16 protein-coding genes, 1 pseudogene and 3 CRISPR repeat arrays are annotated in these 24,857 nt (G+C 69.8%); of the genes and pseudogenes, 14 read left to right on the top strand and 3 right to left on the bottom strand.

The genetic code is table 11. The annotated features are described in order from the left end of the window. Positions 1–137: 137 nt before the first annotated feature. Positions 138–1,211, bottom strand: a complete 1,074-nt coding sequence (locus ACFY7E_RS23980) for a hypothetical protein (protein ID WP_389487986.1) — start codon at positions 1,209–1,211, stop codon at positions 138–140. Positions 1,212–1,544: 333 nt separating this feature from the next. Between ACFY7E_RS23980 and ACFY7E_RS23975 the strand changes: the two genes are divergently transcribed. The 12 genes and pseudogenes from ACFY7E_RS23975 to ACFY7E_RS23920 all read left to right on the top strand — a co-directional run bounded on the left by ACFY7E_RS23975 (position 1,545) and on the right by ACFY7E_RS23920 (position 20,263). After that, a complete protein-coding gene (locus ACFY7E_RS23975; protein ID WP_389487984.1) occupies positions 1,545–1,697 on the top strand; it encodes a hypothetical protein in 153 nt (50 codons plus the stop codon). Positions 1,698–1,708: 11 nt separating this feature from the next. Further along, positions 1,709–2,517 (top strand): annotated as a pseudogene (locus ACFY7E_RS23970) (IS256 family transposase). Between the two features lie 19 nt (positions 2,518–2,536). Beyond that, positions 2,537–2,839, top strand: coding sequence for a transposase (locus tag ACFY7E_RS23965; protein WP_389487982.1), 303 nt, complete (start codon positions 2,537–2,539; stop codon positions 2,837–2,839). Between the two features lie 956 nt (positions 2,840–3,795). Further along, positions 3,796–8,282: direct repeats of the CRISPR family, unit length 29 nt; unit sequence CTGCTCCCCGCGCCCGCGGGGATGGACCC. Positions 8,283–8,563: 281 nt separating this feature from the next. After that, positions 8,564–11,353 carry a CRISPR-associated helicase Cas3' gene (gene cas3 / locus ACFY7E_RS23960; protein WP_389488212.1) on the top strand — a complete coding sequence of 930 codons (2,790 nt, stop codon included), beginning with the start codon at positions 8,564–8,566 and terminating at the stop codon, positions 11,351–11,353. Continuing rightward, the gene (gene casA / locus ACFY7E_RS23955) at positions 11,346–13,034 is read left to right on the top strand and encodes a type I-E CRISPR-associated protein Cse1/CasA (protein ID WP_389487980.1); all 1,689 of its coding nucleotides are present in this window, start codon (positions 11,346–11,348) and stop codon (positions 13,032–13,034) included. Before cas3 ends, casA begins: the two co-directional genes overlap by 8 nt. Continuing rightward, positions 13,031–13,729, top strand: a complete 699-nt coding sequence (casB, locus tag ACFY7E_RS23950) for a type I-E CRISPR-associated protein Cse2/CasB (RefSeq protein ID WP_389487978.1) — start codon at positions 13,031–13,033, stop codon at positions 13,727–13,729. The genes casA and casB overlap by 4 nt, the downstream gene beginning before the upstream one ends. After that, a complete protein-coding gene (gene cas7e / locus ACFY7E_RS23945; protein WP_389487976.1) occupies positions 13,726–14,922 on the top strand; it encodes a type I-E CRISPR-associated protein Cas7/Cse4/CasC in 1,197 nt (398 codons plus the stop codon). Before casB ends, cas7e begins: the two co-directional genes overlap by 4 nt. Continuing rightward, on the top strand, positions 14,919–15,629 hold the full coding sequence (gene cas5e / locus ACFY7E_RS23940) for a type I-E CRISPR-associated protein Cas5/CasD (RefSeq protein ID WP_389487975.1): 711 nt from the start codon (positions 14,919–14,921) through the stop codon (positions 15,627–15,629). The genes cas7e and cas5e overlap by 4 nt, the downstream gene beginning before the upstream one ends. Beyond that, positions 15,629–16,408 (top strand): type I-E CRISPR-associated protein Cas6/Cse3/CasE, encoded by a 780-nt coding sequence (gene cas6e, locus ACFY7E_RS23935; protein WP_389487973.1) that lies wholly within the window; start codon positions 15,629–15,631, stop codon positions 16,406–16,408. The genes cas5e and cas6e overlap by 1 nt, the downstream gene beginning before the upstream one ends. Next, the gene (gene cas1e, locus ACFY7E_RS23930) at positions 16,405–17,385 is read left to right on the top strand and encodes a type I-E CRISPR-associated endonuclease Cas1e (protein WP_389487971.1); all 981 of its coding nucleotides are present in this window, start codon (positions 16,405–16,407) and stop codon (positions 17,383–17,385) included. Before cas6e ends, cas1e begins: the two co-directional genes overlap by 4 nt. Beyond that, on the top strand, positions 17,382–17,738 hold the full coding sequence (cas2e, locus tag ACFY7E_RS23925; protein WP_389487969.1) for a type I-E CRISPR-associated endoribonuclease Cas2e: 357 nt from the start codon (positions 17,382–17,384) through the stop codon (positions 17,736–17,738). The genes cas1e and cas2e overlap by 4 nt, the downstream gene beginning before the upstream one ends. 818 nt (positions 17,739–18,556) lie before the next feature. Next, a CRISPR array of direct repeats spans positions 18,557–19,988; the repeat unit is 29 nt; unit sequence CTGCTCCCCGCGCCTGCGGGGATGGACCC. 68 nt (positions 19,989–20,056) lie between these two features. Further along, positions 20,057–20,263 carry a hypothetical protein gene (locus ACFY7E_RS23920; protein ID WP_389487967.1) on the top strand — a complete coding sequence of 69 codons (207 nt, stop codon included), beginning with the start codon at positions 20,057–20,059 and terminating at the stop codon, positions 20,261–20,263. A 126-nt stretch (positions 20,264–20,389) separates the two neighbouring features. After that, a CRISPR array of direct repeats spans positions 20,390–21,332; the repeat unit is 29 nt; unit sequence CTGCTCCCCGCGCCTGCGGGGATGGACCC. A gap of 108 nt (positions 21,333–21,440) precedes the next feature. On the opposite strand, the gene ACFY7E_RS23915 is transcribed toward ACFY7E_RS23920, so the two are convergent. Further along, positions 21,441–22,070, bottom strand: coding sequence for a helix-turn-helix domain-containing protein (locus tag ACFY7E_RS23915; protein ID WP_389487965.1), 630 nt, complete (start codon positions 22,068–22,070; stop codon positions 21,441–21,443). 191 nt (positions 22,071–22,261) lie between these two features. Beyond that, complete coding sequence (locus tag ACFY7E_RS23910) at positions 22,262–22,483, bottom strand: hypothetical protein (RefSeq protein WP_389487963.1); 222 nt, start codon at positions 22,481–22,483, stop codon at positions 22,262–22,264. 296 nt (positions 22,484–22,779) lie between these two features. Here ACFY7E_RS23910 and ACFY7E_RS23905 point away from each other — a divergent pair, with 296 nt between their 5' ends. Then, on the top strand, positions 22,780–23,835 hold the full coding sequence (locus ACFY7E_RS23905; RefSeq protein WP_389487961.1) for a hypothetical protein: 1,056 nt from the start codon (positions 22,780–22,782) through the stop codon (positions 23,833–23,835). A gap of 46 nt (positions 23,836–23,881) precedes the next feature. Then, the gene (locus ACFY7E_RS23900) at positions 23,882–24,307 is read left to right on the top strand and encodes a hypothetical protein (protein WP_389487959.1); all 426 of its coding nucleotides are present in this window, start codon (positions 23,882–23,884) and stop codon (positions 24,305–24,307) included. The last annotated feature ends 550 nt before the right edge of the window (positions 24,308–24,857 follow it).

Raw genomic sequence — 24,857 nt, 5'->3', positions numbered from 1 at the left:
CCGGCGTGGGCAGTTCTGCCTCAGCCCAGGAGGGTGCCGAGGTAGTTGCTGTTCTTGCGGACCTTGATGGTCTTCTTCATGACATTCACCTACCCTTCGTATTGGATTTCGCGCTCGTCCGATCCACTCGTGGCCGGTCAGCGGACAGCGGCCATGCGGACGCTCGGAGCGCCGCCTTTTTCGCCCAGAACCACGTCACCGCTTTCGGTGTAGACGGTGGTATCCGGCGAGATGATGTCGAGGTGGTACTGAGTGAAGGGTGTCAGGCCCAGCCCCCAGTGGAGGCAGCCCCTTTCACCCCCGTACACCTCGTTCATGGCGTGATTGCCCGGAAGAATGTCCAGGCTCGTGTTGAGGGCATGTCCGATCTCCCAGACCAGCGTGTAGCGGGAGTCTATTTCGAACATGGCATCGAAGACCTTGGCGACCTCGGCTCCTTCCTTACGGAAGGGCCGCAGCGAGGTGATTGTTCCCTTGGTGATGTCGCAGACCACTGCTTCGTGCTCGAGTCCAGCGAGCTTCCCGGCGAGACGGCTCTGGTCTTTGCGGGTGAACGAGGGCGTACCGCTGTGCAGGATGGGGAATCCGCGGAGCGCGATGCTGCCTTCGAGCGGAAGGTGCAGCTTCTCGTCGAACTCAACGATTTGCATCGGCAGGACACTGATTTCCCCGGAGGGAACGATCTGCTGCTCACCCCATTCGAGGGGGCCCGCCTGCTGATTCCAGATCAGGCCGTCCGCGAGGTGATCGAGTACGGCTCGCGTGCCGTGGCGCTCATCTATGTAGAGCAGGTTATCCGTGGACTCGGCAAGCTCGAAGAACCGGTCGCTGAACTCACCCTGCTCCTTGGCAGAGGTGTTCTCGATGACACCGATGAAGTGCCGGATGATGTCGAGATCGGCCGGCGTCGAGTTGCAGGCCATCCCCATCAGCTTGCGGTTCTGGCCGAGAACTTCTTCGGAGGGAGACTCGAAGAACCGGTAGGGCGAAATGACCAAGGAGTGAGACCGCTGAGGAATCGTTCCGTCGGCGAGCATGGCCTCGAAGTCATCACCCGCACCGATGAATACCGTTCGATACTCGGCGTATGGGGCTTCTTTGACGATTTCCAGCTCGTTCTCGAGCTCGCGGTTCGTCACCAGACAGAAGATGCTCCCCTCCGCCGAACCGAACTGGCTGTACCGAGCAGGGTTTATTTTGATCTTCGCCATGCCCAGGAACTCCTCTCGTAGATCACCAGTCGTCCGTCTTGAGGCATAGCCAACAGCAACCAGGACGGTACGCACAACGGTCCCTGTAAATGAGGCTTGATTATTTGGCTGCAGTAACCAGCCATGCGCCAAGTGACTCGTGAGTACAGCGCGCCTACCACGTGGTCTTTCGTAAATTTGTTCTGTCAAGTACGCCTTTTTGCATACTCAAGAGGCACGGGACATCGGAAGTATCCGGCCATGATCCCAAGTCCCTACCCAGCGGTCACCGGCTGTCGTACTAGCAGGGACTGCAAATCGTTCGGTGTACTCGCGATCATGGAGGATGCACCGATGACCAGTGAGAACGTGGCCGAGACCGAGATCAGCAAGGCGGTAAAGCCTCAGCCGGCGAGGGTGGTGGACGACCGGCTGATCGACGAGCTGGTGTCCCTGGCTCATGCCAAGGGACTGCAGCTGACTGGCGAAGGCGGGCTGCTGCAGTAGCTGACGAGCGGCTGCTGGAGTCCGCCCTAGAGGGCGAGATCACCGACCACCTCGGCTATGACAAGCATGGCCTGGCAGGGAAGAACGGCGGTAACTCCCGCAACGGCACCCACGTCAAGACCGTGCTGACCGATGTCGGGCCGGTGGAGATATCCGTGCCCCGCAACCGCGACGGCTCGTTCGAGCCGAAGATCGTCAAGAAGCGGCAGAAGCGCCTGACCGGGGTGGATGAGAGGGTCATCTCGCTGTCCGCCAAGGGCCTGACCATCGGCGAGGTCCAGGCCCACCTCGCCGAGGTCTATGGGCCGATGTCTCGCGCCAGGCGATCTCCACGATCACCGACAGGGTCCTCGATGGCATGGCCGAGTGGCAGAACCGGCCCCCGACCCGGGGCGGTTTATCCGGTCGTGTTCATCGACGCGATCCATGTGAAAATCCGCGACGGCGCCGTCGCCAACCGGCCGATCTACCTGGCCCTGGCCGTCACCGTCGAAGGCCGGCGCGAGATTCCGGGGCTGTGGGCCGGATACGGTGGCGAGGGCGCCAAGCGCTGGATGCACATCCTCACCGAGATCAAAACTGCGGTGCGGGCGACGTCCTCATGCCCGTCTGCGACGGCCTGAAGGGCCTGCTCGACGCGGTCGAGGCCGCCTGGCCAAGGACGATCGTGCAGACCTGCGTGGTCCAGCTGCTGCGGAACTCCTTCCGCTATGCCGCCCGCCAGGACTGGGACAAGATCGCCAAGCTCCCCAAACCGGTCTACACGGCGCCGACCGAGGAGGCCGCACTCGAACGGTTCACCGGGTTCGCCGACACGTAGGGCCGGAAGTATCCCGCGATTGTCAGGCTCTGGGAAGAACGCCTGGGAAGAGTTCACCCCGTTCCTGCGGTTCGACACCGAGGCTTGCCGCATCGTCTGCACCACCAACGCGATCGAGTCCGTGAACGCCAGGATCCGGCGGGCGGTCAAGGCCCGCGGACACTTCCCCAACGAGCAGGCCGCGTTGAAGTGCGTCTACATGGCCATCATGTCGCTCGACCCGACCGGCAAGGGACAGACCCGCTGGACCCTGCACTGGAAGATCGCCCTGAACACCTTCGACATCACCTTCGACGGCCGGCTCTCCGCAGCCCGTCAGTAACCCCAACCACCCTCATTACACCGTTTGATTGACAGACCCGCTCGTAGACGCCCGGGGCGGAGCAGACGCCCTTGATACGGAGGCCGGGGTGGAAGACGCGTCCGGTGCGCAGGTCGGGGACGAAGGTCTCGAGGACGGCGCGGCGGAAGCGATGGCGCTGTACGGGGATAAGGCGGTCGAAGTCGGTGGTGACGCGGGTGGTGGTCTCGAACGTAGGCACGGCAGTCCTCCGGGCAGCACGACGAGGCCCCCGGTAGATACCGGGGGCCGGATGAAGGTCCAGAGTGAAGTAGGAAGAGTTCGCTACGTGGTGCTGATAGGCGTCAGACGACACGTTAGGGGGGCGCCTGCTCCCCGCGCACACGGGGATGGACCCAGGCCGGGCATGATCGCGTGTCCGAAGGAGGACTGTTCCCCGCGCTCGCGGGGATAGACCCTGGTAGTCGTAGAGCTGCCTCCCGGAAATACGCTGCTCCCCGCGCCCGCGGGGATGGACCCTGCACGTTCTCCCCGCGCCCGAGGTAGGTGAGCTGCTCCCCGCGCCTGCGGGGATGGCCCCTCGGGCTCCGAGGCCGAGGCCTGGGTCGAGGCCTGCTCCCCGTGCCCGCGGGGATGGATCCCCGGCCCTGATCAACAACCTGTTCATGTTCCACTGCTCCCCGCGCACGCGGGGATGGGCCCAGTGCCACCGCATGGACCGGGTTGCCCCGCCCGTTCCACGTCCGCTCCGGCCTCTGCGCCGGCCCCGCCCACGCCCTGCCTGCCCGGCCGATGTCTCCGTGGAGGAGGTCAGGGGCCCCTGACCGGAAGCGGGATTCGACTGGAACCTTGCCCTTACCGGCATGGGGTGGTCTGCCATTTGCTGGGTGATGGAATGCGTATTGGGTGATTTGTGCGTTTCGGTGAAAGTAGTTCTGAGGGGACTGTTGGTGGGGTAGAACTGCAGGTCAGGAAGACTGCTCCCCGCGCCCGCGGGGATGGACCCGCGCCCACCATCATGCCGACGGTGGTCAGGCTCTGCTCCCCGCGCCCGCGGGGATGGACCCTCCTCGCCGAATGCCTCAACCGTGACACCTTCCTGCTCCCCGCGCCCGCGGGGATGGACCCGTCGAGGCCGTAAGCGGCGGCGAGCTTCAGGACTGCTCCCCGCGCCCGCGGGGATGGACCCCACAAGGTCTATCCGGACCTGATCGCCCCGACCTGCTCCCCGCGCCCGCGGGGATGGACCCGAAATCGTCGCGGGCACCGTGCTCGTGAGGGACTGCTCCCCGCGCCCGCGGGGATGGACCCGCGCAGATCAGCGCGCTTGCGCAGGGGCGGTCCTGCTCCCCGCGCCCGCGGGGATGGACCCTTGGCGAGCTGGCGACCGCGCTCGGTGTCGATCTGCTCCCCGCGCCCGCGGGGATGGACCCCCTCGGTACTTGAAATGGCTACTTATATGCAGCTGCTCCCCGCGCCCGCGGGGATGGACCCTCTCCTGACCGTCGCCTCCAGGATCGCGAGGTCTGCTCCCCGCGCCCGCGGGGATGGACCCCCCGTCGAGTTGGGCGGCGTGGAGGCGGGCCTGCTGCTCCCCGCGCCCGCGGGGATGGACCCGCCATGGCCGACTACATCACCCAGCACGACCTCTGCTCCCCGCGCCCGCGGGGATGGACCCGTGTGTTTCGAGTGGAAGGACCCGAGGCGTTCCTGCTCCCCGCGCCCGCGGGGATGGACCCGGAGGGGGAAACGTGATGCTCGAACAAGCCGCCTGCTCCCCGCGCCCGCGGGGATGGACCCGTGTCGTCAGGCACGCCCGGTGTCGTCGGGTGCTGCTCCCCGCGCCCGCGGGGATGGACCCCTGTCCCGGTCGGTGACTGCCGTGCAGGGCGGCTGCTCCCCGCGCCCGCGGGGATGGACCCGACGGCGGTTTGTGGACCGGGCCCGTGACGGTCTGCTCCCCGCGCCCGCGGGGATGGACCCAACGCACCCAACGGGCCCGGCGCCGGGGCGGGCTGCTCCCCGCGCCCGCGGGGATGGACCCCAGACCCCGGCCGTAGTCCTGGACTACAGCCACTGCTCCCCGCGCCCGCGGGGATGGACCCTGGCTGATCTACGGGGCGAACAAGATCCCCGGCCTGCTCCCCGCGCCCGCGGGGATGGACCCGTGTGAGGGATTGGCTCGCCAGCGGCTCCCCGCTGCTCCCCGCGCCCGCGGGGATGGACCCCTCCGTCACCGCCACCACCAGCCGATCGAGGCCTGCTCCCCGCACCCGCGGGGATGGACCCCGTCCGGAGGCATCCCGCAAGGGCGTGTTGACCTGCTCCCCGCGCCCGCGGGGATGGACCCACCGCCTTGATTACCCACGCCGCCTACACCCACTGCTCCCCGCGCCAGCGGGGATGGACCCGCCACCGTCTGCCTGGTCGCCGCCCCGTCAGGCTGCTCCCCGCGCTCGCGGGGATGGACCCGGATCTGTCGGGTGGGGGTCGCGGATCCAGCGCTGCTCCCCGCGCCCGCGGGGATGGACCCGCACCCACGTACCCTGCGAAGGCACGCACCAGCTGCTCCCCGCACACGCGGGGATGGACCCGGCACCGCCGGCCCGGCCGCTGGCGTCGGGATCTGCTCCCCGCACACGCGGGGATGGACCCGACCCGGCCGGCTGGCAGGTGCTGGCCAAGGCCTGCTCCCCGCGCCTGCGGGGATAGACCCGACCCAGCGTTCCAGGTCGAGGACCCCACGATCTACTCCCCGCGCCCGCGGGGATCGACTCACCATGGAGTGGATGATCCTCTTGGACGAAGCCCTGCTCCCTGCGCCTGCGGGGATGAACCCGACTACACGGCGTTGTTCGTCGAGGAGTCCAACTCTCCCCGCGCCCGCGGGGATGGACCCGGGGTGGTCGGGGCGGCCTGACGCGGCTTGGGCTGCTCCCCGCGCCCGCGGGGATGGACCCCCGGCTCGGGCCGCCACGCCGACCGTAGTCGGCTGCTCCCGCGCCTGCGGGGATGGACCCGCTTGGGCCCCCTGCACCGCAGAGAGCTGCCCTCTGCTCCCCGCGCCCGCGGGGATGGACCCTCCAGGCCGCACGCGTCCGGGGTGCCCTGAGGCTATTCCCCGCGCCTGCGGGGATGGGCCCGACGACGTTGAGCCCGGCACGCGCCGACTGCTCTGCTCCCCGCGCCTGCGGGGATGAACCCGCGAAGAACGGCACGCCGTCGGTCGGCCTCATCTGCTCCCCGCGCCCGCGGGGATGGACCTGGGTACGGGACGTTTTCCGGGGTGTAGTCGTGCTGCTTCCCGCGCTCGCAGGGATGGCCCCGACGACGGAGTGCAGGGCGTACGCAACCCGGACTGCTCCCCGCGCTCGCAGGGATGGACCCCAGCATGGAGAGGCACGCGCCGATCCGCTCGCCTGTTCCCCGCGTTCGCGGGAATGGACCCTTGATCTTGCGCATGCGTGGAGTGAGGGCCGACTGCTCCCCGCGCCCGCGGGGATGGCCCCGCCCGGTGGACAGCACCATCGGCTCTGAGTCTCTGCTCCCCGCGCTCGCGGGGATGGACCCCATCTGTGGGATGTCGCAGCGAGTGTGGCTATCTGTTCCCCGCGCCCGCGGGGATAGACCCCACCTGGGCATCGGCAAGGAACACGCGAAGTACTGCTCCCCGTGCTTGCGGGGATGGACCCCCGATCCGCTGGGGCACGTGCACGGGCTCCTTCTGCTCCCCGCGCCCGCGGGGATGGACCCGTTCTGGGAACCGACCGCAAGGTCGGGACTCACTGCTCCCCGCGCCCGCGGGGATGGACCTGCGGAAGACCTCCTGGAGACCTTCCAGGAGTACTGCTCCCCGCGCCCGCGGGGATGGACCCCCCCGGCCTGCGGACTGCCCGCAGTGCCAGGCCTGCTCCCCGCGCCCGCGGGGATGGACCCGGCCCCTGACCGGGCCGATCCTGTACCAGGCGCTGCTCCCCGCGCCCGCGGGGATGGACCCGCGAGCCCGGTCAGGGCGACGATGACGGCGGCCTGCTCCCCGCGCCTGCGGGGATGACCCGACGTGGTGAGCGTGGGCATGATCGCGACGTGCTGCTCTCCGCGCCTGCGGGGATGGACCCGCCCTGCCCGACCTCAAGGGCAACCTCGGCGCCTGCCCCCCGCACCCGCGGGGATGGACCCATCGTGGACTACGCGGCCCGCCGGGGGCTGACCTGCTCCCCGCGCCTACGGGAATAGACCCACGTATGGCCCCGTCTCCCCCCACGCCCTCGCCTGCTCCCCGCGCCCGCGGGGATGGACCTCAGGTCGGCGTGCCGGTCAATCAAGGTGCGGGCTGCTCCCTGCGCCCGCGGGGATGGACCCGGTCCTCGGCGGACATGTCGGCCTCGGTGGCGCTGCTCCCCGCGCTCGCGGGGATGGACCCAGTACCTCCAGAACGAACAGCCCGACGCTCACCCTGCTCCCCGCGCTCGCGGGGATGGACCCGGTCCTCGGCGGACATGTCGGCCTCGGTGGCGCTGCTCCCCGCGCTCGCGGGGATGGACCCCCGGCGACGAGAACGACGAGGGCGAAGAGCTGCTGCTCCCCGCGCTCGCGGGGATGGACCCGGTCCTCGGCGGACATGTCGGCCTCGGTGGCGCTGCTCCCCGCGCTCGCGGGGATGGACCCGTTCCGAGCTGGACGGCGAAGTACTACGGGCGCTGCTCCCCGCGCTCACGGGGATGGACCCACGGCGGCATACCCGCGCAGGGTCCGGCCGTACTGCTCCCCGCGCTCGCGGGGATGGACCCGACCACTGGGACCCGGGCGCGATCGACACCACCTGCTCCCCGCGCTCGCGGGGATGGACCCAACGACTGGAAGCTCGTCGGGGTGTCCTCGCTCTGCTCCCCGCGCTCGCGGGGATGGACCCTCATCGCCCATGACCTCCGGGGCGAACAGCAGCTGCTCCCCGCGCTCGCGGGGATGGACCCGGGAAGCTGTACGGGGCTGCCCGGTGGCTCGGCTGCTCCCCACGCCCACGGGGATGGACCTGGCGGATCGTCGGAGTCCCCCCCCACCACCTCCCTGCTCCCCGCGCTCGCGGGGATGGACCCGAGGACGGCGTGGTCGTCGCGGAGAGGGTGGACTGCTCCCCGCGTTCGCGGGGATGGACCCTCGATGTCCTCGTCCTCGGAGGTCGCGCCACCCTGCTCCCCGCGCTTGCGGGGATGGACCCGGCAATGCCGTGTCGGTCGCGGCGGCGTCGGCCTGCTCCCCGCACCCGCAGGGATGGACCCGCGTGGTACGCCGACAGGTCCGGACGGGTCACGCTGCTCCCCGCGCCCGCGGGGATGGACCCAGGCCCCACAGGTCGGACCCGAACGACTTGGCCGCTGCTCCCCGCGTCCGCGGGGATGGCCCCTCCACGGCACCCGAACAGCACCAACCAAGGACTGCTCCCCGCGCCTGCGGGGATGGACCCTGGGCCAAGTCCGTTGGTGGCGGGTGGGTTCTGTGGGGTCGGTAACTGGCTGACGTTACGTCATGGTTGTTGTTGTAGCTGCTTGTTGTGGGTTCTGGTCGGGGTTTCTGGCTTGTTTCTGGATCTTGTCTTGTGGGTGTGGGGGTGGGGTGTATTTCTTTTGCATGGCAGGTGGGGGAGAGGGCTGTTTCGGTTTGCGGGGTCGTCTTGAGGGTCTGGTGCTTGAGCTGTGGGGCAAGCATGACCGGGACTCGCAGGGGTGGCTGCCGTTGTGGCAGCACATGGAGGACAGTGCCGCGGTGGCGGGGCTGTTGTGGGATGGGTGGCTGCCGTGGAGTGTGCGCCGTCTGATCGGGCGGGTGTTGCCGGGTGGTGAGGCGGACGGGCGGCTGCTGGCGGTGTGGCTGGCCGCGGTGCATGACATCGGTAAGGCGACTCCGGCGTTCGCTTGTCAGGTCGAGGGCCTGGCGGATCGGATGCGGGCGGGGGGTTTGGAGATGCGGTCGCGGGAGGCGATGGGCCCGGACCGGGCGCTGGCGCCGCACGGGCTGGCCGGCCAGCTGCTGCTGGGGCAGTGGCTGGAGGAGGCGTGCGGGTGGGATGCGCAGGAGTGCTGGCAGTTCACGGTGGTGGTGGGCGGGCATCACGGGATTCCGCCGGAGGACGCGCAGATCAACGCGTTGGAGGACCGCGGGTATCTGTTGCGGACGCCGGGCAGGAGCCGGGCGGTGTGGCAGCGGGTGCAGGGGGAGCTGCTGGAGGCCTGCGCTGATGAGTACGGGGTGCGGGAGCGGCTTGGTGCGTGGCGGGCGGTGAAGCTGCCGCAGCCGGTACAGGTCGTGCTGACGGCGCTGGTGATCGTCGCGGATTGGATCGCCAGTAATCCGGAGCTGTTTCCCTATCACCCGATGGAAGAGCCGCTTTTCGGTGCGGAGCGTGCTGCTGCCGCGTGGCGCAAGCTCGATCTGCCGGGCCCGTGGCGGCCCGCGGAGCCGCAGGGCAGTGTTCAGGAGCTGTTCGAGTCCAGGTTCGCGCTTCCTTCCGGGGCGTCGGTGCGTCCTGTCCAGGCGGAGGCGGTGGAGCTGGCCCGGGCCATGCAGGTGCCGGGGCTGATGGTGATCGAGGCGCCGATGGGGGAGGGGAAGACCGAGGCCGCGCTGGCGGTGGCGGAGATCTTCGCGGCCCGCTCGGGCGCGGGAGGGGTGTTCTTCGCCTTGCCGACGATGGCCACCGGCAACGCCATGTTCCCCCGGTTGCTGAAGTGGCTCGATCGTCTTCCTTCGTTGGAGGGCCGGTCTCATTCGGTGCTCCTGGCGCACTCGAAGGCCGCGTTGAACGACGACTTCACCGACCTGATGCGAGGCGCCGGGCCCGTGGCCGGCGTCGACATGGACGCCGCTGGCCGCGGCGAGCGGCCCTTTGGGCGGGGTGAGGCCGGCGCCGAGCTGGTGGCTCACACCTGGCTGCGGGGGCGGAAGAAGGCGATGCTGTCGTCGTTCGTGGCCGGGACGGTGGACCAGCTGCTGTTCGCCGGGCTGAAGAGCAAGCACCTGGCACTGAGGCATCTGGCGGTGGCGGGAAAGGTCGTCGTCATCGACGAGGCGCACGCCTACGACACCTACATGAGCGTGTACCTCGACCGTGTTCTTGCATGGCTGGGCGCGTACGGGGTGCCGGTGGTGATCTTGTCGGCGACGCTTCCGGCTGCCCGCAGGCGCGAGCTCGTCGAGGCCTACGCCGGTGCCGGCGAGGATGCGGCTTTCGATGCGGTCGCCGAGGCGGGGGACTACCCGCTGCTGACCGCCGTGACGGCCGGCGGGAGACCGTTGGTGCGCAGCCCGGCCGCCTCGGGGCGGGAAACGGCGGTGCGGCTGGAGTGCCTGGAGGACGATCTCGTCGTTCTGGCGGACCGTTTGGACAGGGAACTCGCCGGCGGCGGGTGCGCGCTGGTGGTGCGCAACACGGTCAGGCGGGTGGTGGAGACGGCGCGTGTGCTGCGGCAGAGGTTCGGCGACGACGTCACCGTCGCGCACGCCCGTTTCCTCGACATGGACCGGGCGGCGAACGACAAGGAGCTGCTGCGCCGGTTCGGGCCGCCGTCACCGGCAGTCGACCGCCCGGTGGGCCGGCACATCGTGGTGGCCAGCCAGGTGGCCGAGCAGTCCCTGGACGTGGACTTCGACCTGCTGGTCACCGATCTGTGCCCGGTCGACCTGCTGCTGCAGCGGATGGGCCGCCTGCACCGGCACCTGCGCGGCAAGGACCAGCAGGACCGGCCCGCAGGACTGCGCCGGCCGCGCTGCCTGGTGACCGGCGCCGACTGGTCCACCCCCGTACCGGTGCCGGTACGGGGGTCGGCCGCCGTCTACCAGAGGTATCCGCTGCTCAGGTCGGCCGCGGCACTGCTGCCGCATCTGGAGGCAGGGGAGGTGAGACCGGTGAGACTGCCGCAGGACATCAGTGCGCTGGTCCAGGGCGCCTACGCCGACACCGTGCAGGTGCCTGCGGGGTGGCAGGAGGCTTTGGACGGCGCTCGGGCGCAGCACGAGGCGCAGCGGGCCCGGCAGCGGGAGAAAGCGGCCGTGTTCCGGCTCGGCGGCATCGGCAGGCCGGGTGAGCCGCTCTTCGGCTGGGTCGCCGCAGGGACCGGGGACACGGACGACACCCCGGCGGGGCGGGCCCAGGTCCGTGACAGCCGGGAGAGCCTGGAGGTCATCGTGGTCCGCAGACGGGCCGACGGAGGGCTGACGACCGTTCCGTGGCTCGGTGAGGACCGCAAGGGCCGCCGGCTCGGCGGGCTGGACCTGCCGCAGGATCAGGTCCCGGTGACCCTGGCCGCACGCGCGGCCGCGGCCAGCGCACTTCGGCTGCCGCAGGAGTTCTCCGGTGAGGTGATGGACCGGGCCATCGCCGAACTCGAACAACTCGTCGTCGACGCCTGGCAGACCAAGGAGAGTTCCTGGCTGGCCGGCGAGCTGATCCTTGCGCTGGACGAGGACTGTCAGACCCGCCTGGCAGGCTTCGCCCTGCGGTATTCCACGACCGACGGACTTGAGGTGACCCGTGCCTGAAACGCACGAGGCGGACCAGAAGCCATTGACGTTCGACCTGACACGGCAGCCGTGGATCGGCGTGCTGCGCTGCGACGGCACCCAGGAGGAGTTGTCGCTGCGCGATGTGTTCACGCAGGCCGCAGACCTCAGACGGCTCACCGGCGACCTGCCCACCCAGGAGTTCGCCCTGCTGCGGCTTCTGCTGGCCATGGCCCACGACGCCTTCGACGGACCGAGGGACATCGAGCACTGGGCCCGGCTGTGGGCCGACCCGCACTGCTTCGACGCCCTTACTGGATACCTCGACGAGCACCGTGGCAGGTTCGATCTCCTCGATGACCAGGCGCCCTTCTTCCAGACGGCCGGTCTGCGCACGGAGAAGAACGAGGTGGCCTCACTCAACCGCATCGTCGCGGACGTGCCCAACGGCGAGCCGTTCTTCTCCGCCCGGCTGCCCGAGGTCGGCCGGCTCGGCTTCGCCGAGGCCGCACGGTGGGTGGTCCACGCCCACGCCTACGACACCTCCGGCATCAAAAGCGGCATGGTGGGCGACCGGCGTGCCAAGGGCGGGAAGGTCTACCCCCTGGGAGTGGGCTGGGCCGGCAGCCTGGGAGGGGTGTTCGCCGAAGGGCGGAACCTGCGCGAGACGCTGCTGCTCAACCTGGTGGCAGCCGACGCGGTGGACTTCGACACCAAGGGCCTGCCAGACCTGCCGGCCTGGAGGCGCGAGCTCGGCCCCCAGGGGGCCGAGCGCCCTCCGGCGGGCCTGCGCGACCTGTACACCTGGCAGAGCCGCCGCCTGCGCCTGCACGCCGACGCCGACGGAGTCACCGCAGTGGTCCTCGGCTACGGCGATCCCCTGACCGCCCGCAACATGCACACCCGCGAGCCGATGACCGCCTGGCGCCGCAGCCCGGCGCAGGAGAAGAAGCACGGCGAACCTCTCGTCTACCTGCCGCGCGAACACGCCCCGGAGCGCTCGGCCTGGCGCGGGCTGGCCTCCCTGGTCGCCGACCGCGAACAGAACCGGCCCGACGGCTCCGGCCCGCCCTCCCACCTGCGCCCCGGAATCCTCGACTGGACCGCCCGCCTGGTCACACGCCGCAAACTCAAGCGCGGATTCCTCATCAAGGCCCGCATCATCGCCACCGTCTACGGAACCCAGCAGTCGGTCGTCGACGAGGTCGTCGACGACCACCTGACCATGGACGTGGCCCTGCTGCACGAGCAGGACCGCGACTACGCCATCCAGGCCATCGACGCCGTCAAGGACGCCGAACTCGCGGTCAACACCCTCGGCGACCTCGCCACCGACCTCGAGCGCGCCGCCGGCTCGGAGAACGAAAGCCCCCGCCTCACCGCCCGCGACCGCGCCTTCGCCGAACTCGAAGGCCCCTACCGGGCCTGGCTGGCGCACCTCGGCCAGGCCGAGGACCCCTTCGAGCAGCGCGAGGCATGGAAGGCGCAGGTCCACACGATCCTGACCCGGCACGGGCGGCAGCTGGTCGCCGAGGCCGGCGACGCGGCCTGGCAAGGCCGCCTCGTGTCCTCCAAGCAGGGCAGCCTCTGGCTCAACTCCGCCCTCGCCGACAAGTGGTTCCGGGCACGGCTCCGCAAGAACCTCGGCCTGCCCGCCTTTCCCGAACAGCCCTCCGCCCCGGACACCGAGACCGGACCCTCCCCGAAGGTGCACACATGACCACCACCACCACGAGCACGGACTCGGTAGTCGACCTGGTCACCCGCCTCGCGCAGGAGCACCTCGGCCGCTGGCAGCACGGCTACCTCAGCGACGACGCCAAAGCCGTCGGCGCCTTGGCCCGTCTGCGCCGCGAAGCGGGCAAGCCCGCCGGTCAGCTCCCCGACCTGTGGGACCTCATCGACGCCCAGTCCCTGCACACCGCACGCCGCAACGGCCGCCCCCTCAGCGAGAACGAACTCGCCCGCGCCGAAGACGCCCTGCACACCGCCCTGACCCTGTGGGCCTTGCACCAGCAGTCCCGCGGCACCGGCATGCACCAGACCCACCGACGCGAACGCCCCCGGGGCCTGGGAGCCGCCGTCCACCGCCTGATGCCGGCCAACGACATCGACGACTCCCTGCGCAAGCGCCTGGTCCGCGCCGGAAACGCACCCGACCTGACCACCCTCGCCCAGCGCCTGCGCGACATCGTCACCCTCCTTCGCCGACAAGACGTCCCCCTCGACTACGCCCTGCTCGCCGGACAGCTCTACCAGTGGCAGTGGCCCGGCGGAGCCGACCGCGTACGCATCGCCTGGGGCCGCTCCTTCCACGCCTGGCAGGACCACCGCGACCGCAGGCCCGAGCAGGACAACCCCGCCGACGACCCTTCTGCCGCCCTCCCCGCCGCCACCGACAAGGACACCCTGTGAACCGCTTCTACCTCGACGTGCACGCCCTGCAGACCGTCCCGCCGAGCAACCTCAACCGCGACGACACCGGAGCCCCCAAGACCGCCGTCTACGGCGGCGTGCCCCGGGCCCGGGTCTCCAGCCAGGCATGGAAGCGCGCCACCCGCGCCTACTTCAAGGACGAGCAGCTCCTGGACCCCCACGAGCTCGGCGTGCGCACCAAGAAGATCGTCGAGGTCATCGCCGCCCGGATCACCGCCGCCGACCCCTCGCTCGAAGCAGCCCGGGCCGAGCAGCTCGCCGCCGAAGTCGTCCAGGCCGCCGGCCTGAAGATCGAGGTCCCCAAGCGCAAGGCCGACGCCGCGAAGAAGAACGGCGAGCCCGAGCCGCTCCCGGAGGCCAAATACCTGATGTTCCTCAGCTCCCGCCAGCTCGACAACCTGGCCGAGCTCGCCCTCGAAGCCGCCGCGGACAGCAAGACGTTCTTCAAGGACAAGAAGAACAAGGACCGCGCCAAGGCCCACGCCGATACCCGCCACTCCGTCGACATCGCCCTGTTCGGCCGCATGGTCGCCGACGTCACCGACATCAACGTCGACGCTGCCGTCCAGGTCGCCCACGCCCTCAGCGTCCACCGCGTCGACAACGAGTCGGACTACTACACGGCCGTCGACGACGAGAACAAGGACGACGAACCCGGCGCCGGCATGATCGGCACCGTCGACTTCAACTCCGCCACCCTCTACCGCTACGCCGCCCTCGGCATCCACCAGCTGGCCGACAACCTCGGCCAGGGCCTGCGCGAAGACGAATCGAAGACCACCCCCGTGCGCCGCGCCGTCGAAGCCTTCGTCCACAGCTTCGTCGAGTCCCTGCCCCAGGGAAAGATCAACACCTTCGGCAACCACACCCTGCCCGAAGCCGTCATCGTCAAGCTCCGCACCACCCGCCCCATCAGCTTCGTCGCCGCCTTCGAAGAAGCCGTACGCGGCGACCAGAGCGGACACGTCCGCGCAGCCGCCGAGCGCCTGGCCGAGTACATCCCCGACATCGAGCGCGCCTACGGCGACGACACCTCCACCCTTACCTGGGTCCTGCGCGTGGGCCCCAACACCCACAAGCTCAGCGGCATCGGCACCGACACGGACAGCCTCTCCGCGCTCGTCGCCGCCGTCGGACAGGCCGTCACCGAACGCCTGGACACGCCCGCATGAGCACCCTCACCCTCCTGCTCGCCGGCCCCCTGCAGTCCTGGGGGGCCGCGGCCCGTTTCTCCCGCCGCACCACCGAGCCGGCCCCCACCAAAAGCGCAGTCATCGGCCTCCTCGCCTCCGCACAAGGCATCCAGCGCGGCGACGACGACCGCCTGCGCCCCTTGAGCGCACTGCGCTTCGGCGTACGGATCGACCAGCCCGGCACCCGGCTGCGCGACTTCCAGACAGCCATCCACTGGGAAACCGAAAAGTCCATGCCGCTGTCCGAACGCTTCTACCTCGCCGACGCCGTCTTCGTCGCCGCCGTCGAAGGACCCCCCGCCCTCCTCACCGACCTGCACCAGGCCCTGCGCACCCCGGCCTACCCGCCCTTCCTCGGCCGGCGCTCCTGCCCGCCCGCCCGCCCCCTCGAACTCAGCCTCCACCCCGACAAAGACCTCCTCCAAGCCCTGCGGCACGAACCCTGGCAGGCCTCCCCCCACCACACCAAAAAGCACACCGGCCACAGCGCCGTGAAACTCCCCGTCCTCTACGAGGCAACCGACCCCACCACGGACACCGACACCCTGCGCGACCAGCCGGTCAGCTTCGCCGCCGAACACCGACGCCACGCCCTGCGCACGATCGTCCGCACCGACGTCGAGCTCCCGACCACCACGCCGCCCCAGCACGACCCGTTCGACGCGCTGCCAGAAGAGAGCCGCTGATGTACCTGACCCGCTTCAGGGTGAACACCGCCCGCACCGGCGCCCGCCGCCTGCTGGCCTCCCGCCAGGTCCTGCACGCAGCCGTCATGTCCTCCTTCCCCACCCTGCTGCCCACCGACCAGCCCACCCCAGGCACCCCCAGAGTCCTGTGGCGCCTGGATCACAACGCCCCCGGCGAAGTCCTCCTCTACCTCGTCAGCCCCGACGCCCCCGACCTCACCCACCTGGTCGAACAAGCCGGATGGCCAACCGCCCTGGTCGACGGCCCCGGATGGCAGACCCGCTCCTACACCCCCTTCCTCGACAACCTGACCGCAGGCACCCACTGGGACTTCCGCCTGACGGCCAACCCCGTCCACCACATCCGCCGCACCGACGACGAGCCACGCAAACGCACCGCCCACCTGACCCCGCACCACCAGATGGGATGGCTCCTCGACCCCGCCCGCCAGGAACGCGGCGGCTTCCGCGTACTCGAAAAACCCAAGGACAAGCGGCTGCTGCCCCAAGGCACCACCCACCAGGGCCACGAACACCACGGAGACCGCTACCAGCTCACCGTCCGCGACCACCACACCTCCACCTTCGGCAAAACACCGCCCCCAGGCACCCGACGCGGCAAACCCGTCACCCTCGTCACCGTCACCTACGACGGCCGCCTGGAAATCACCGACCCCGACCTGATGCGCCGCACCCTCACCCAAGGCCTCGGCAAGGCCAAGGCCTACGGATGCGGACTGATGACGCTCGCCCCGCTCCCACAAGAAGCCACCCCATGACGACCGTCTCCCGGCGAAGCGCCCACACCCCGCGCGAACTCACCCGCACAAGCGAACGCCTCTCCTTCATCTACCTCGAACGCTGCACGATCCACCGCGACGCCAACGCCATCACCGCCACCGACGCCAACGGCACCAGCCACATCCCCGCAGCCACCATCGGCACCCTCCTCCTGGGCCCCGGCACCCGCATCACCCACCAGGCCATGAGCGTCCTGGGCGAGACCGGCGCCGCCGTCACCTGGGTCGGAGAACACAGCGTGCGCTACTACGCCAGCGGCCGCGCCCTGACCCGCTCCTCCAAACTCGCCGAAGCCCAAGCCGCCCAATGGGCCAACAACCGCTCCCGCCTCGCCGTCGCCCGAGCCATGTACCAGCTCCGCTTCCCCGACGAGGACCCCACAAGCCTCACCCGCCGAGAACTCCTCGGCCACGAAGGCGACCGCGTCAAGAAGTGCTACCGAACCCATGCCGAACGCACCGGAATCCCCTGGCACGGCCGCAAGTACGTCCCCGGCGACTTCACCGCCGGCGACGCCGTCAACCAGGCCATCACCGCAGCCGCCCAGTGCATGTACGGCGTCGCCCACGCCGTCGTCACCTCACTGGGATGCAGCCCAGCCCTCGGCTTCGTCCACTCCGGTCACGAACTCTCCTTCGTCCTGGACATCGCCGACCTCTACAAAACCGACATCGGCATCCCCCTGGCCTTCGACGTCGCCGCACAAAGCGAAGAGGACATCGGCTCGCGCACCCGCAGAGCCCTACGCGACCGCATCCACGAGACAGCCCTGCTCGACCGCTGCGTCAACGACATCAAACAGCTCCTCCTGGGCACCGGCACCACCACCTCGGGCGATGACATCGCCTGGGACGTCGTCACCCTGCAGAGCGACCGCAACGAACACGTCCCGGCGGGCCGCAACTACGGCGACACCGAACACACCAGCCACGACGAAATGGTGCTTACCTGGTGACCGTCATCGTCCTCACCAACTGCCCGGCCGGCCTGCGAGGATTTCTGACCCGCTGGCTCCTCGAGATCTCAGCCGGCGTCTTCGTCGGCAACCCCTCGGCACGTATCCGCGACATCCTCTGGCACGAAGTCCAGCAGTACGCCGGACAAGGCCGAGCCCTCCTTGCCTACACCACCAACAACGAGCAGGGCTACACCTTCCGCACCTTCGACCACGCCTGGCACCCCATCGACCACGAGGGCATCACCCTCATCCACCGCCCCTCACCCAACACACCCGCAGCACCGAGCAGCTCTGCCAGTAAGCCGGGGTGGAGCAAGGCCTCAAAGCGACGCCGTTTCGGGGGCCGGTAGGCCTGGGACGGGCAGGAAAAGACCAGGAAGCCCGCGGGGAGCAAAGAGGCTATACCAAGCACGCTTGCCCCCGTCCCCGCGGTGTGCGGGGAGCATCTTCTGCCCGTTCTTCGTATTGGGGCCATCCCTGCAGGCAACCTGGTCTGATCAGGTTAGCGACTACACCAGAATGGCTGACTAACCCCACGTACCCGGTTGTGCGTGTCGTTCCCGGGGGACTCAAACAACAGATCAAGCCTTCCCGTTCTTCGTATTGTTCCTTCATGTCTTACTGGAAAGGTGAGCTACGTATTAACGGCCCACTCTCGAATAGGAGTTCTCTGTCATGGAATGGTGGACGCAGCCGGAATGGTGGCAAGTCGGCACAGGCGTTCTCGGTGTCCTCGTTCCTCTTGTTCTCCATCTCCTTAGACGATGAACGCTCCGTGCCGTAGTTCTGATGACCTTCCTGTGGGGAGCGCTGACTATTCCCGAGCTGTAGGGGCAGATCCGAGATCTACCTTCTCCGTGTCCACGTGCTCCCTGTGCCTGCAGGAGTGGCCCCTCGGCTCGGGGTAGACCGTCGCGCTCGTCGCATGTCCCCGAGCTCATAGAGATGGGGCCTGCCCCAGGTGCTGGGCGCCAGAACGCCGGTTTGCTTCCTTGCAGGGATAGGCCCGGATGAATATAGCGACAGTCACCCCGACCAACTGCTTTCCGTGCTTGTGGAAGTGACCTATCGTCTGGTGGGCGGCGGAACATGTTTGGGTATTTTGTCCGTTTCGGTGAAAGTGGTTCCAGGGGAGTAGTTGTTGGGATAGAACTGCAGGTCAGGAAGGCTGCTCCCCGCGCCTGCGGGGATGGACCCCCCGGGTGCACCTTCTGCCGGAGGACGTAGACCTGCTCCCCGCGCCTGCGGGGATGGACCCGGCGGTGCCGGCGGTTCAGGCTCGGGCTGCGGCTGCTCCCCGCGCCTGCGGGGATGGACCTACTGGCGACACCGTCGGCATCGGCCACCGAGACTGCTCCCCGCGCCTGCGGGGATGGACCCTTGTCGCCCAGCTTCTCGAACAGGACCCGGCCCTGCTCCCCGCGCCTGCGGGGATGGACCCCCTCGTGAGCACACGGCCCGTTCCAGGTGACGCTGCTCCCCGCGCCTGCGGGGATGGACCCGAGGCGCGGAACGCGGGCCGCAGGCTGCCGGTCTGCTCCCCGCGCCTGCGGGGATGGACCCATGCCGGTTTCTCCTTTCGTGTGGGGGGGGCGCTGCTCCCCGCGCCTGCGGGGATGGACCCGCGGCCGAGCGCCTCGCCGACGCCCTCGACACCTGCTCCCCGCGCCTGCGGGGATGGACCCCGAACGACCCCATGAAATCGCTTAGCCTCCATCTGCTCCCCGCGCCTGCGGGGATGGACCCACCCCGGGGACGCCCCGGAAAGCGTTCTGCGACTGCTCCCCGCGCCTGCGGGGATGGACCCAGCGCATCGCCCGCACCACCCAGACCACCGTCCTGCTCCCCGCGCCTGCGGGGATGGACCCGCCCGCCGCTGGCACACCGACCAGTCCGCCCGCTGCTCCCCGCGCCTGCGGGGATGGACCCCCTGCCCCCTGCCTCTTCCCGCTCACCTCCATCTGCTCCCCGCGCCTGCGGGGATGGACCCTCCATCGGGTGTGTCGGTCTGTGGCAGATCAACTGCTCCCCGCGCCTGCGGGGATGGACCTCAGGCCCCCCGCCCGAATTCGGCCCGTCCACGCTGCTCCCCGCGCCTGCGGGGATGGACCCGTCACGGGCTCCGTGTGGCTCTCCACCCCGCACTGCTCCCCGCGCCTGCGGGGATGGACCCCGGCGGGCTTGAACTCCCCGAGCCCGCGGCCCCTGCTCCCCGCGCCTGCGGGGATGGACCCCATGCGAGGGCATGGGGAGAGACGGCGCCATACTGCTCCCCGCGCCCGCGGGGATGGACCCGCCTCTTCCAGCGTACGAACCAGCGACGGGCGCTGCTCCCCGCGCCCGCGGGGATGGACCCTCCGCGCTGGTGACCTTGCAGCCGACGAACGTCTGCTCCTCGCGCTCGCGGGGATGGACCCATCAGCGCCACGGACACCGGAGTCGATGCCCACTGCTCCCCGCGCCCGCAGGGATGGACCCGCCAAGCACGCCGACCACATCAACGGCGGCGTCTGCTCCCCGCGCCCGCGGGGATGGCCCCACCCCAGACCGTAGAGCCCTCATGACGATGCGCTGCTCCCCGCGTCCGCGGGGATGGTCCCCCCCGGCTGGCATGTCAACCATGGTTGGCCTACTTTACTTGGCCAATCTCGGGTGGCATTATGAGGGCATGAGCACCCTCGACGACATCGCCTCTGCCATGAACGAACTGCGGGAGGCTGAAGCCGTGGTGGACGCCAAGCGCGCCGCCCTGTACGCCAAGATTTCCGCCGCACGCCAGGACGAGGCCATCAAGCAGGCCGACATCGGCCGCGTGACCGGCTACTCCCGCGAGACACTCCGCAAGATCGCCCGCGCCGCTGAAGCGGAAGGGTAAGCCCCGGTTTAGGCATGACATCGCCCTCTCCGACTTCGGGCGGAGGGGCCCTATTCGCCGTTGGGGGTCAGGTGGCGTCGGGCTCCTGGGCTGCGGACAGAGCCTCGATCGCGGTAACGATGAGTGCTGCTCCCCGCCCCCGCGGGGATGGACCCAACCACGGTCACGCGGTGACCTGCGCATTGGCCTGCTCCCCGCGCCCGCAGGGATGGCCCCGAAACGCCGGACGAGTACCAGGACGGCCAGGACTGCTCCCCGCACCCGCGGGGATGGACCCCGCGCTGGCGCGAACGCCAACCTGACGTACAGCTGCTCCCCGCGCCTGCGGGGATGGACCTGGCGGCACGCCGAACATGCGGCTGACCTCGGTCTGTTCCCCCGCCCGCGGGGATGAACCCTTCAAGTGGGTGTTCTCCCTCGGCGGGAAGGACTGCTCCCCGCGCCCGCGGGGATGGACCCGCGAACGCGATCTACCTCGACGGCCTGCACATCTGCTCCCCGCGCCCGCGGGGATGGACCCGTCTCCGCCGGGGCCACGACCATCAGCGTGGCCTGCTCCCCGCGCCTGCGGGGATGGACCCCGGACGCTGATGAACGGAGGCCACCTGTGATGCTGCTCCCCGCGCCCGCGGGGATGGTCCCCGCTCGCCCGGGCGCTCCGGCGGCGTGCCGTACTGCTCCCCGCGCCTGCGGGGGTGGACCCAAGCTGCGCCGAGGGTCGCACGCACGGATTAGCTGCTCCCCGCGCCCGCAGGGATGGACCCGGCTCCGAGGGCATCACCCAGGGCGACGACCTCTGCTCTCCGCGCCCGCGGGGATGGACCCTCCCCCCTCGGCACCGCCCCGCACGTCACCCTCTGCTCCCCGCGCCTGCGGGGATGGACCCGAGCCGTGCAAGCAACTGGAGTGGCACGTCCTCTGCTCCCTGCGCCTGCGGGGATCGACCCGCCCCCGTCCGCACCGAGATCAGCGGCCCCGACTGCTCCTCGTGCCCGTGGGGATGGACCCAGCACCGTCAGCGCCCCGTGCATGAACGCACCCTGCTCTCTGCGCTCGCGGCGATGGTCCTCTGCTCGATCGGGCTACCGGCACTGTTCAGAACTGTTTCCCGCGCCTGCGGGGGTGGAACCGCTAGCAGCTCTGGCCGTGGGGCGCCGTCTGCCGTGGGTATGCCTGTTCACAGTCGGGTCTGGCCTTCGTCGCCGGGGTGTTGGGTGGCCGCGGCGGTGGTGAGGAGGCGTTCCCAGGTGCGGGGGGTGTGGCCGTGGACTTCCGCGAGTTCGGCGGCGATACGGCCTTTGGGGGTGCCGGGGGCCGCGGTGGCGAGGGCCTGGGCGGCGACGGCCAGGCGGGGGTCGTTCTCGTAGGCGTGGGCTTTGCGAGGACCCTGGGGCTCACCGGCACGCCGCCCGCCGCCTTTGCCTTGTCCGGGGGCGTTGTCGCGACGCTCAAGGACTTCGCGGCGGGTCCACAGGCGGGCGCCGTAGCGGGTGGTGCCGGGGGAGAGGTGGCCTTGGGTGGCGTAGGCGCGGACGGTGCCGGTGTTGATGCCGAGGATCTGCGCGACGTCGTCGGCGGTCAGCAGATCGTCGGGGTGCTCGCCCTCGGGCAGCTCGGGGATGGACCGGCCCTTCAGGTAGGCGTCGGTCTGGGCGAGGCCGTAGAGGAGGCAGCGGCTGCCGGGGAGCAGGTCGGGGACATGTTCGCGGAAGACGGCGGCGTGCTTGCGGCGCCAGGTGGCCAGCGATACGCCGGCGCGGCGGGCGATGTCGGTTTCGTTCAGAACGGGGCGGCCGCGGGGGATCACGTTCGTCTCCTTGGGTCTTCGGGGATGGAGCGTGGCCGGGTATGGTGGGCGTGCCGGCCCGGTTTTCCGTGGCTTCTCACATGCACGGCCCCACCGACTGACATTTTTAACCTTGCAGCGCCTTGCGCTCTTCGGGCTATCTCCCGGCCGGAAAGCGATCCGGGCCACCGGGCGGACGTGCGGGGTGGGGATTACAGCAGGCCGAGCTTCTCCTCGATGGCCATGACGATGCCCAGGGCGGCGCCGAAGCTGACGCCGGCGCAGCATGCGCCCACGAGCGGGGTGCCGCCGAGGTGACGGGTGATCATGTAGGCGACGAGGGCGGCGATGATGCCCGACAGGACGGCGATGATGATCGCCATGATCTTCTCGGTCCTTGTCGGTTCCTGGGCGTGCGGGTTGGTGGTGGCCATCGGCGGCGTTTCCTCTCTGGTCTCCTGCCCCCGTGTCCGGACGGGTGGATGCGGGCGGCTGTGCGGAGCGGCTTGATTCGAGGGAACAGCGCTGGCCGGGGCCTCTTCCAGTGAAGATCGTTCCGGTATTTTTCTGCGCTCTGGTGAATGCCGTTCACCGAGGTCAGCGGCTCACGCATACGGCAGATGTACAAGATCGACATGACCGTGTATAGGCCACTGAACGCTACATCCGGGTCACCTGGGCTGCCGGGGGTGCTTAACTCTCGGCACGAGTCGTGGAAGGGGCGGCGTACATGGCCACATGGCGGGAGCAGTTAGACCAGGCGCAGGGCTGGAAGGAGTACCGGCAGGCGCTGCGTACCCTGCGGGAGACCGCAGGAGTCCCCTTCGACAAACTCCCCGAGCGGAGCCGGGACATAGCCAGGCGCCACCCGCAGCACCTTCGCTCCTACGACAGCACCAACACCTTCAGCCAGCTCCTCGACAGGCGGCTGCCCGACACCCGGCCGGAGTGGCACAAGGTCGAGCTCCTCGTCCGTATCTGCGCCGAGCACCAGGGCATCGAGGACACCACCTCCTTCGCGCGGAAGTGGGCCGACGCCTACCGCCGGTGCGGGGGAGACCCGGGCGAACGCTTCCCGCCCCAACCTCGCGAGACCTCCGCCCCCGTCGCACCGCCCGTGACCGGTGCGGAGCGGACGGACGTCCACTCCGGGGAGAAGGAACCCCTGCCCGTCCCCGGACCGGTGCCGCCCGAAGGGGACTTCGTCCCCGGGCGGCCATGGTGGAAGTCGAAGCCGGCCCTGGCCACCGCCACGGTCCTCGTACTGGCCGCCGTGGTCCTCGGCTCGATGAAGCTGGGCACGCTCCTCACCGACGACGACACCGCGATGCCGCCCTCCGGCAAGGCCGGCACCCCCACACCCACGGCCGGCGTGACGGGCGGGTCCTCTGCGCCGCCCGCCTCGCCCGGCACGGGCGACGCCACGGAGCAGAGCACGCCGGCGAATACTTCCCCGCCCGGCGTCTCAGGGGTTGATGCGGCCTTCGCCTGGTCCAACGACGGCGGGGGCGGCGGGTCGCAGTCCGACATCGTCAAGGTCTCCTCCTCCTACCGCAAGGGCGAAGACCCCGGCAAAACATGGGACTTCAACCGCGGGGACACTCTCGTCGTGCAGTGCCAGGTCACCGGCGGCCGCCCCGTCAAGGCCGGCACCGCCTACCCCGGGCCCGACACAGCCAGGGAACGAGGCCTCCAGGGCATCTGGTACCGGATGACCAGCCCCGTCCAGGCCTGGGCCCCGGCCGTGTACGTCGACACCGGCCGCGACTCGCTGCCCGCCTGCTGAACCAGCCGCCGCCCGTACCGCCGCGTCCTCAAGACAGGAGCGTTCCGTGGCACCCGACCCCTACACCCGTCCCGCCGGGCCCCGCCCGCGCAGGACCGCGCTCAAGACGGCGGCGATCACCGCGCTCGTGGCCGCCGCCGCCTCCGTCGACTATCTCGCCGCCCGCCCCGGCCCCACCATGAACGACAAAACCACTGTCGAGATGGCCACCAAGCCCTCCCAGCAGCCCCACCCGGAGATCACCCGCACCGCGGGCCTGAGCAAGGTGAAGACCGACACCCCGGGCACACCGGTCAAGATCCGGCCCTGCCCCGGGCTCAGCCCCTACGGCACCAACGACTGTCCCGAGTCCGCCGTGGCCTACCTCCCCGACGCCGCGTCCGTGCAGATGTGGTGCTGGATTGACTCCCTGCGCGCACCCGAGGGCTACCCGTCCACACGCAAGCGCTGGTTCTACGTTATCCAGGCCTAGGGCAGCCCTGAACCTGGTGCGGAGGGTTACATCTACTCCGCCTTCATCCCTGTCACCGAGCAGATCCGCACCCCTGTCTGCACCACCCAGCGGCTGCTCGAACTCCACCCCCTGCCCCCCGCCCCACCCGACCCCACACCCGAACCGCCCCCCTCCACCACACCCGGTCCGGTTCCCACCCCCACCCCCACCCCCACCCCCACCGCCGCCCCGCTGCCGGCTATTTCCACCCCCGCCCCGTCGCCGACCACCCCTGCCCCGCCGCTCCCGACTCGAGCCCAAACGAGCGAACCCCCACCGCCACCTCCGCCGGCCAAGCACACGGTGCGCGAGCAGACCGGCAGCCACGGCTCACCGACCTTCGAAAACCCCTACGGCGCCATAGGCCCCGGCACCCGGATCCCCCCAAGAACACCTGGGTCGACGTCGAATGCCGCGTTCATGCACCCGAGATCAAAAGCGCCAACCCCGACGGCTGGTGGTACCGCATCGCCACTAGCCCCTGGAAGGGCTACTACGCCGTCGCCAACACCTTCATGAACGGAGATAC

It is taken from the genome of Streptomyces sp. NPDC012825 (genome assembly GCF_042900925.1).
Lineage (GTDB): Bacteria > Actinomycetota > Actinomycetes > Streptomycetales > Streptomycetaceae > Streptomyces.
This window is presented reverse-complemented; position numbering and strand designations above follow the sequence as displayed.

Excerpts from the sequence above, each read along its gene's own strand:
- cas3 (WP_389488212.1), top strand. The coding sequence starts at position 8,564 with ATGGAGGACAGTGCCGCGGTGGCGGGGCTGTTGTGGGATGGGTGGCTG.
- ACFY7E_RS23920 (WP_389487967.1), top strand. The coding sequence starts at position 20,057 with ATGAGCACCCTCGACGACATCGCCTCTGCCATGAACGAACTGCGGGAG.
- ACFY7E_RS23910 (WP_389487963.1), bottom strand. The coding sequence starts at position 22,483 with ATGGCCACCACCAACCCGCACGCCCAGGAACCGACAAGGACCGAGAAG.
- ACFY7E_RS23975 (WP_389487984.1), top strand. The coding sequence starts at position 1,545 with ATGACCAGTGAGAACGTGGCCGAGACCGAGATCAGCAAGGCGGTAAAG.
- ACFY7E_RS23905 (WP_389487961.1), top strand. The coding sequence starts at position 22,780 with ATGGCCACATGGCGGGAGCAGTTAGACCAGGCGCAGGGCTGGAAGGAG.
- cas5e (WP_389487975.1), top strand. The coding sequence starts at position 14,919 with ATGAGCACCCTCACCCTCCTGCTCGCCGGCCCCCTGCAGTCCTGGGGG.
- casB (WP_389487978.1), top strand. The coding sequence starts at position 13,031 with ATGACCACCACCACCACGAGCACGGACTCGGTAGTCGACCTGGTCACC.
- cas1e (WP_389487971.1), top strand. The coding sequence starts at position 16,405 with ATGACGACCGTCTCCCGGCGAAGCGCCCACACCCCGCGCGAACTCACC.
- ACFY7E_RS23980 (WP_389487986.1), bottom strand. The coding sequence starts at position 1,211 with ATGGCGAAGATCAAAATAAACCCTGCTCGGTACAGCCAGTTCGGTTCG.
- cas6e (WP_389487973.1), top strand. The coding sequence starts at position 15,629 with ATGTACCTGACCCGCTTCAGGGTGAACACCGCCCGCACCGGCGCCCGC.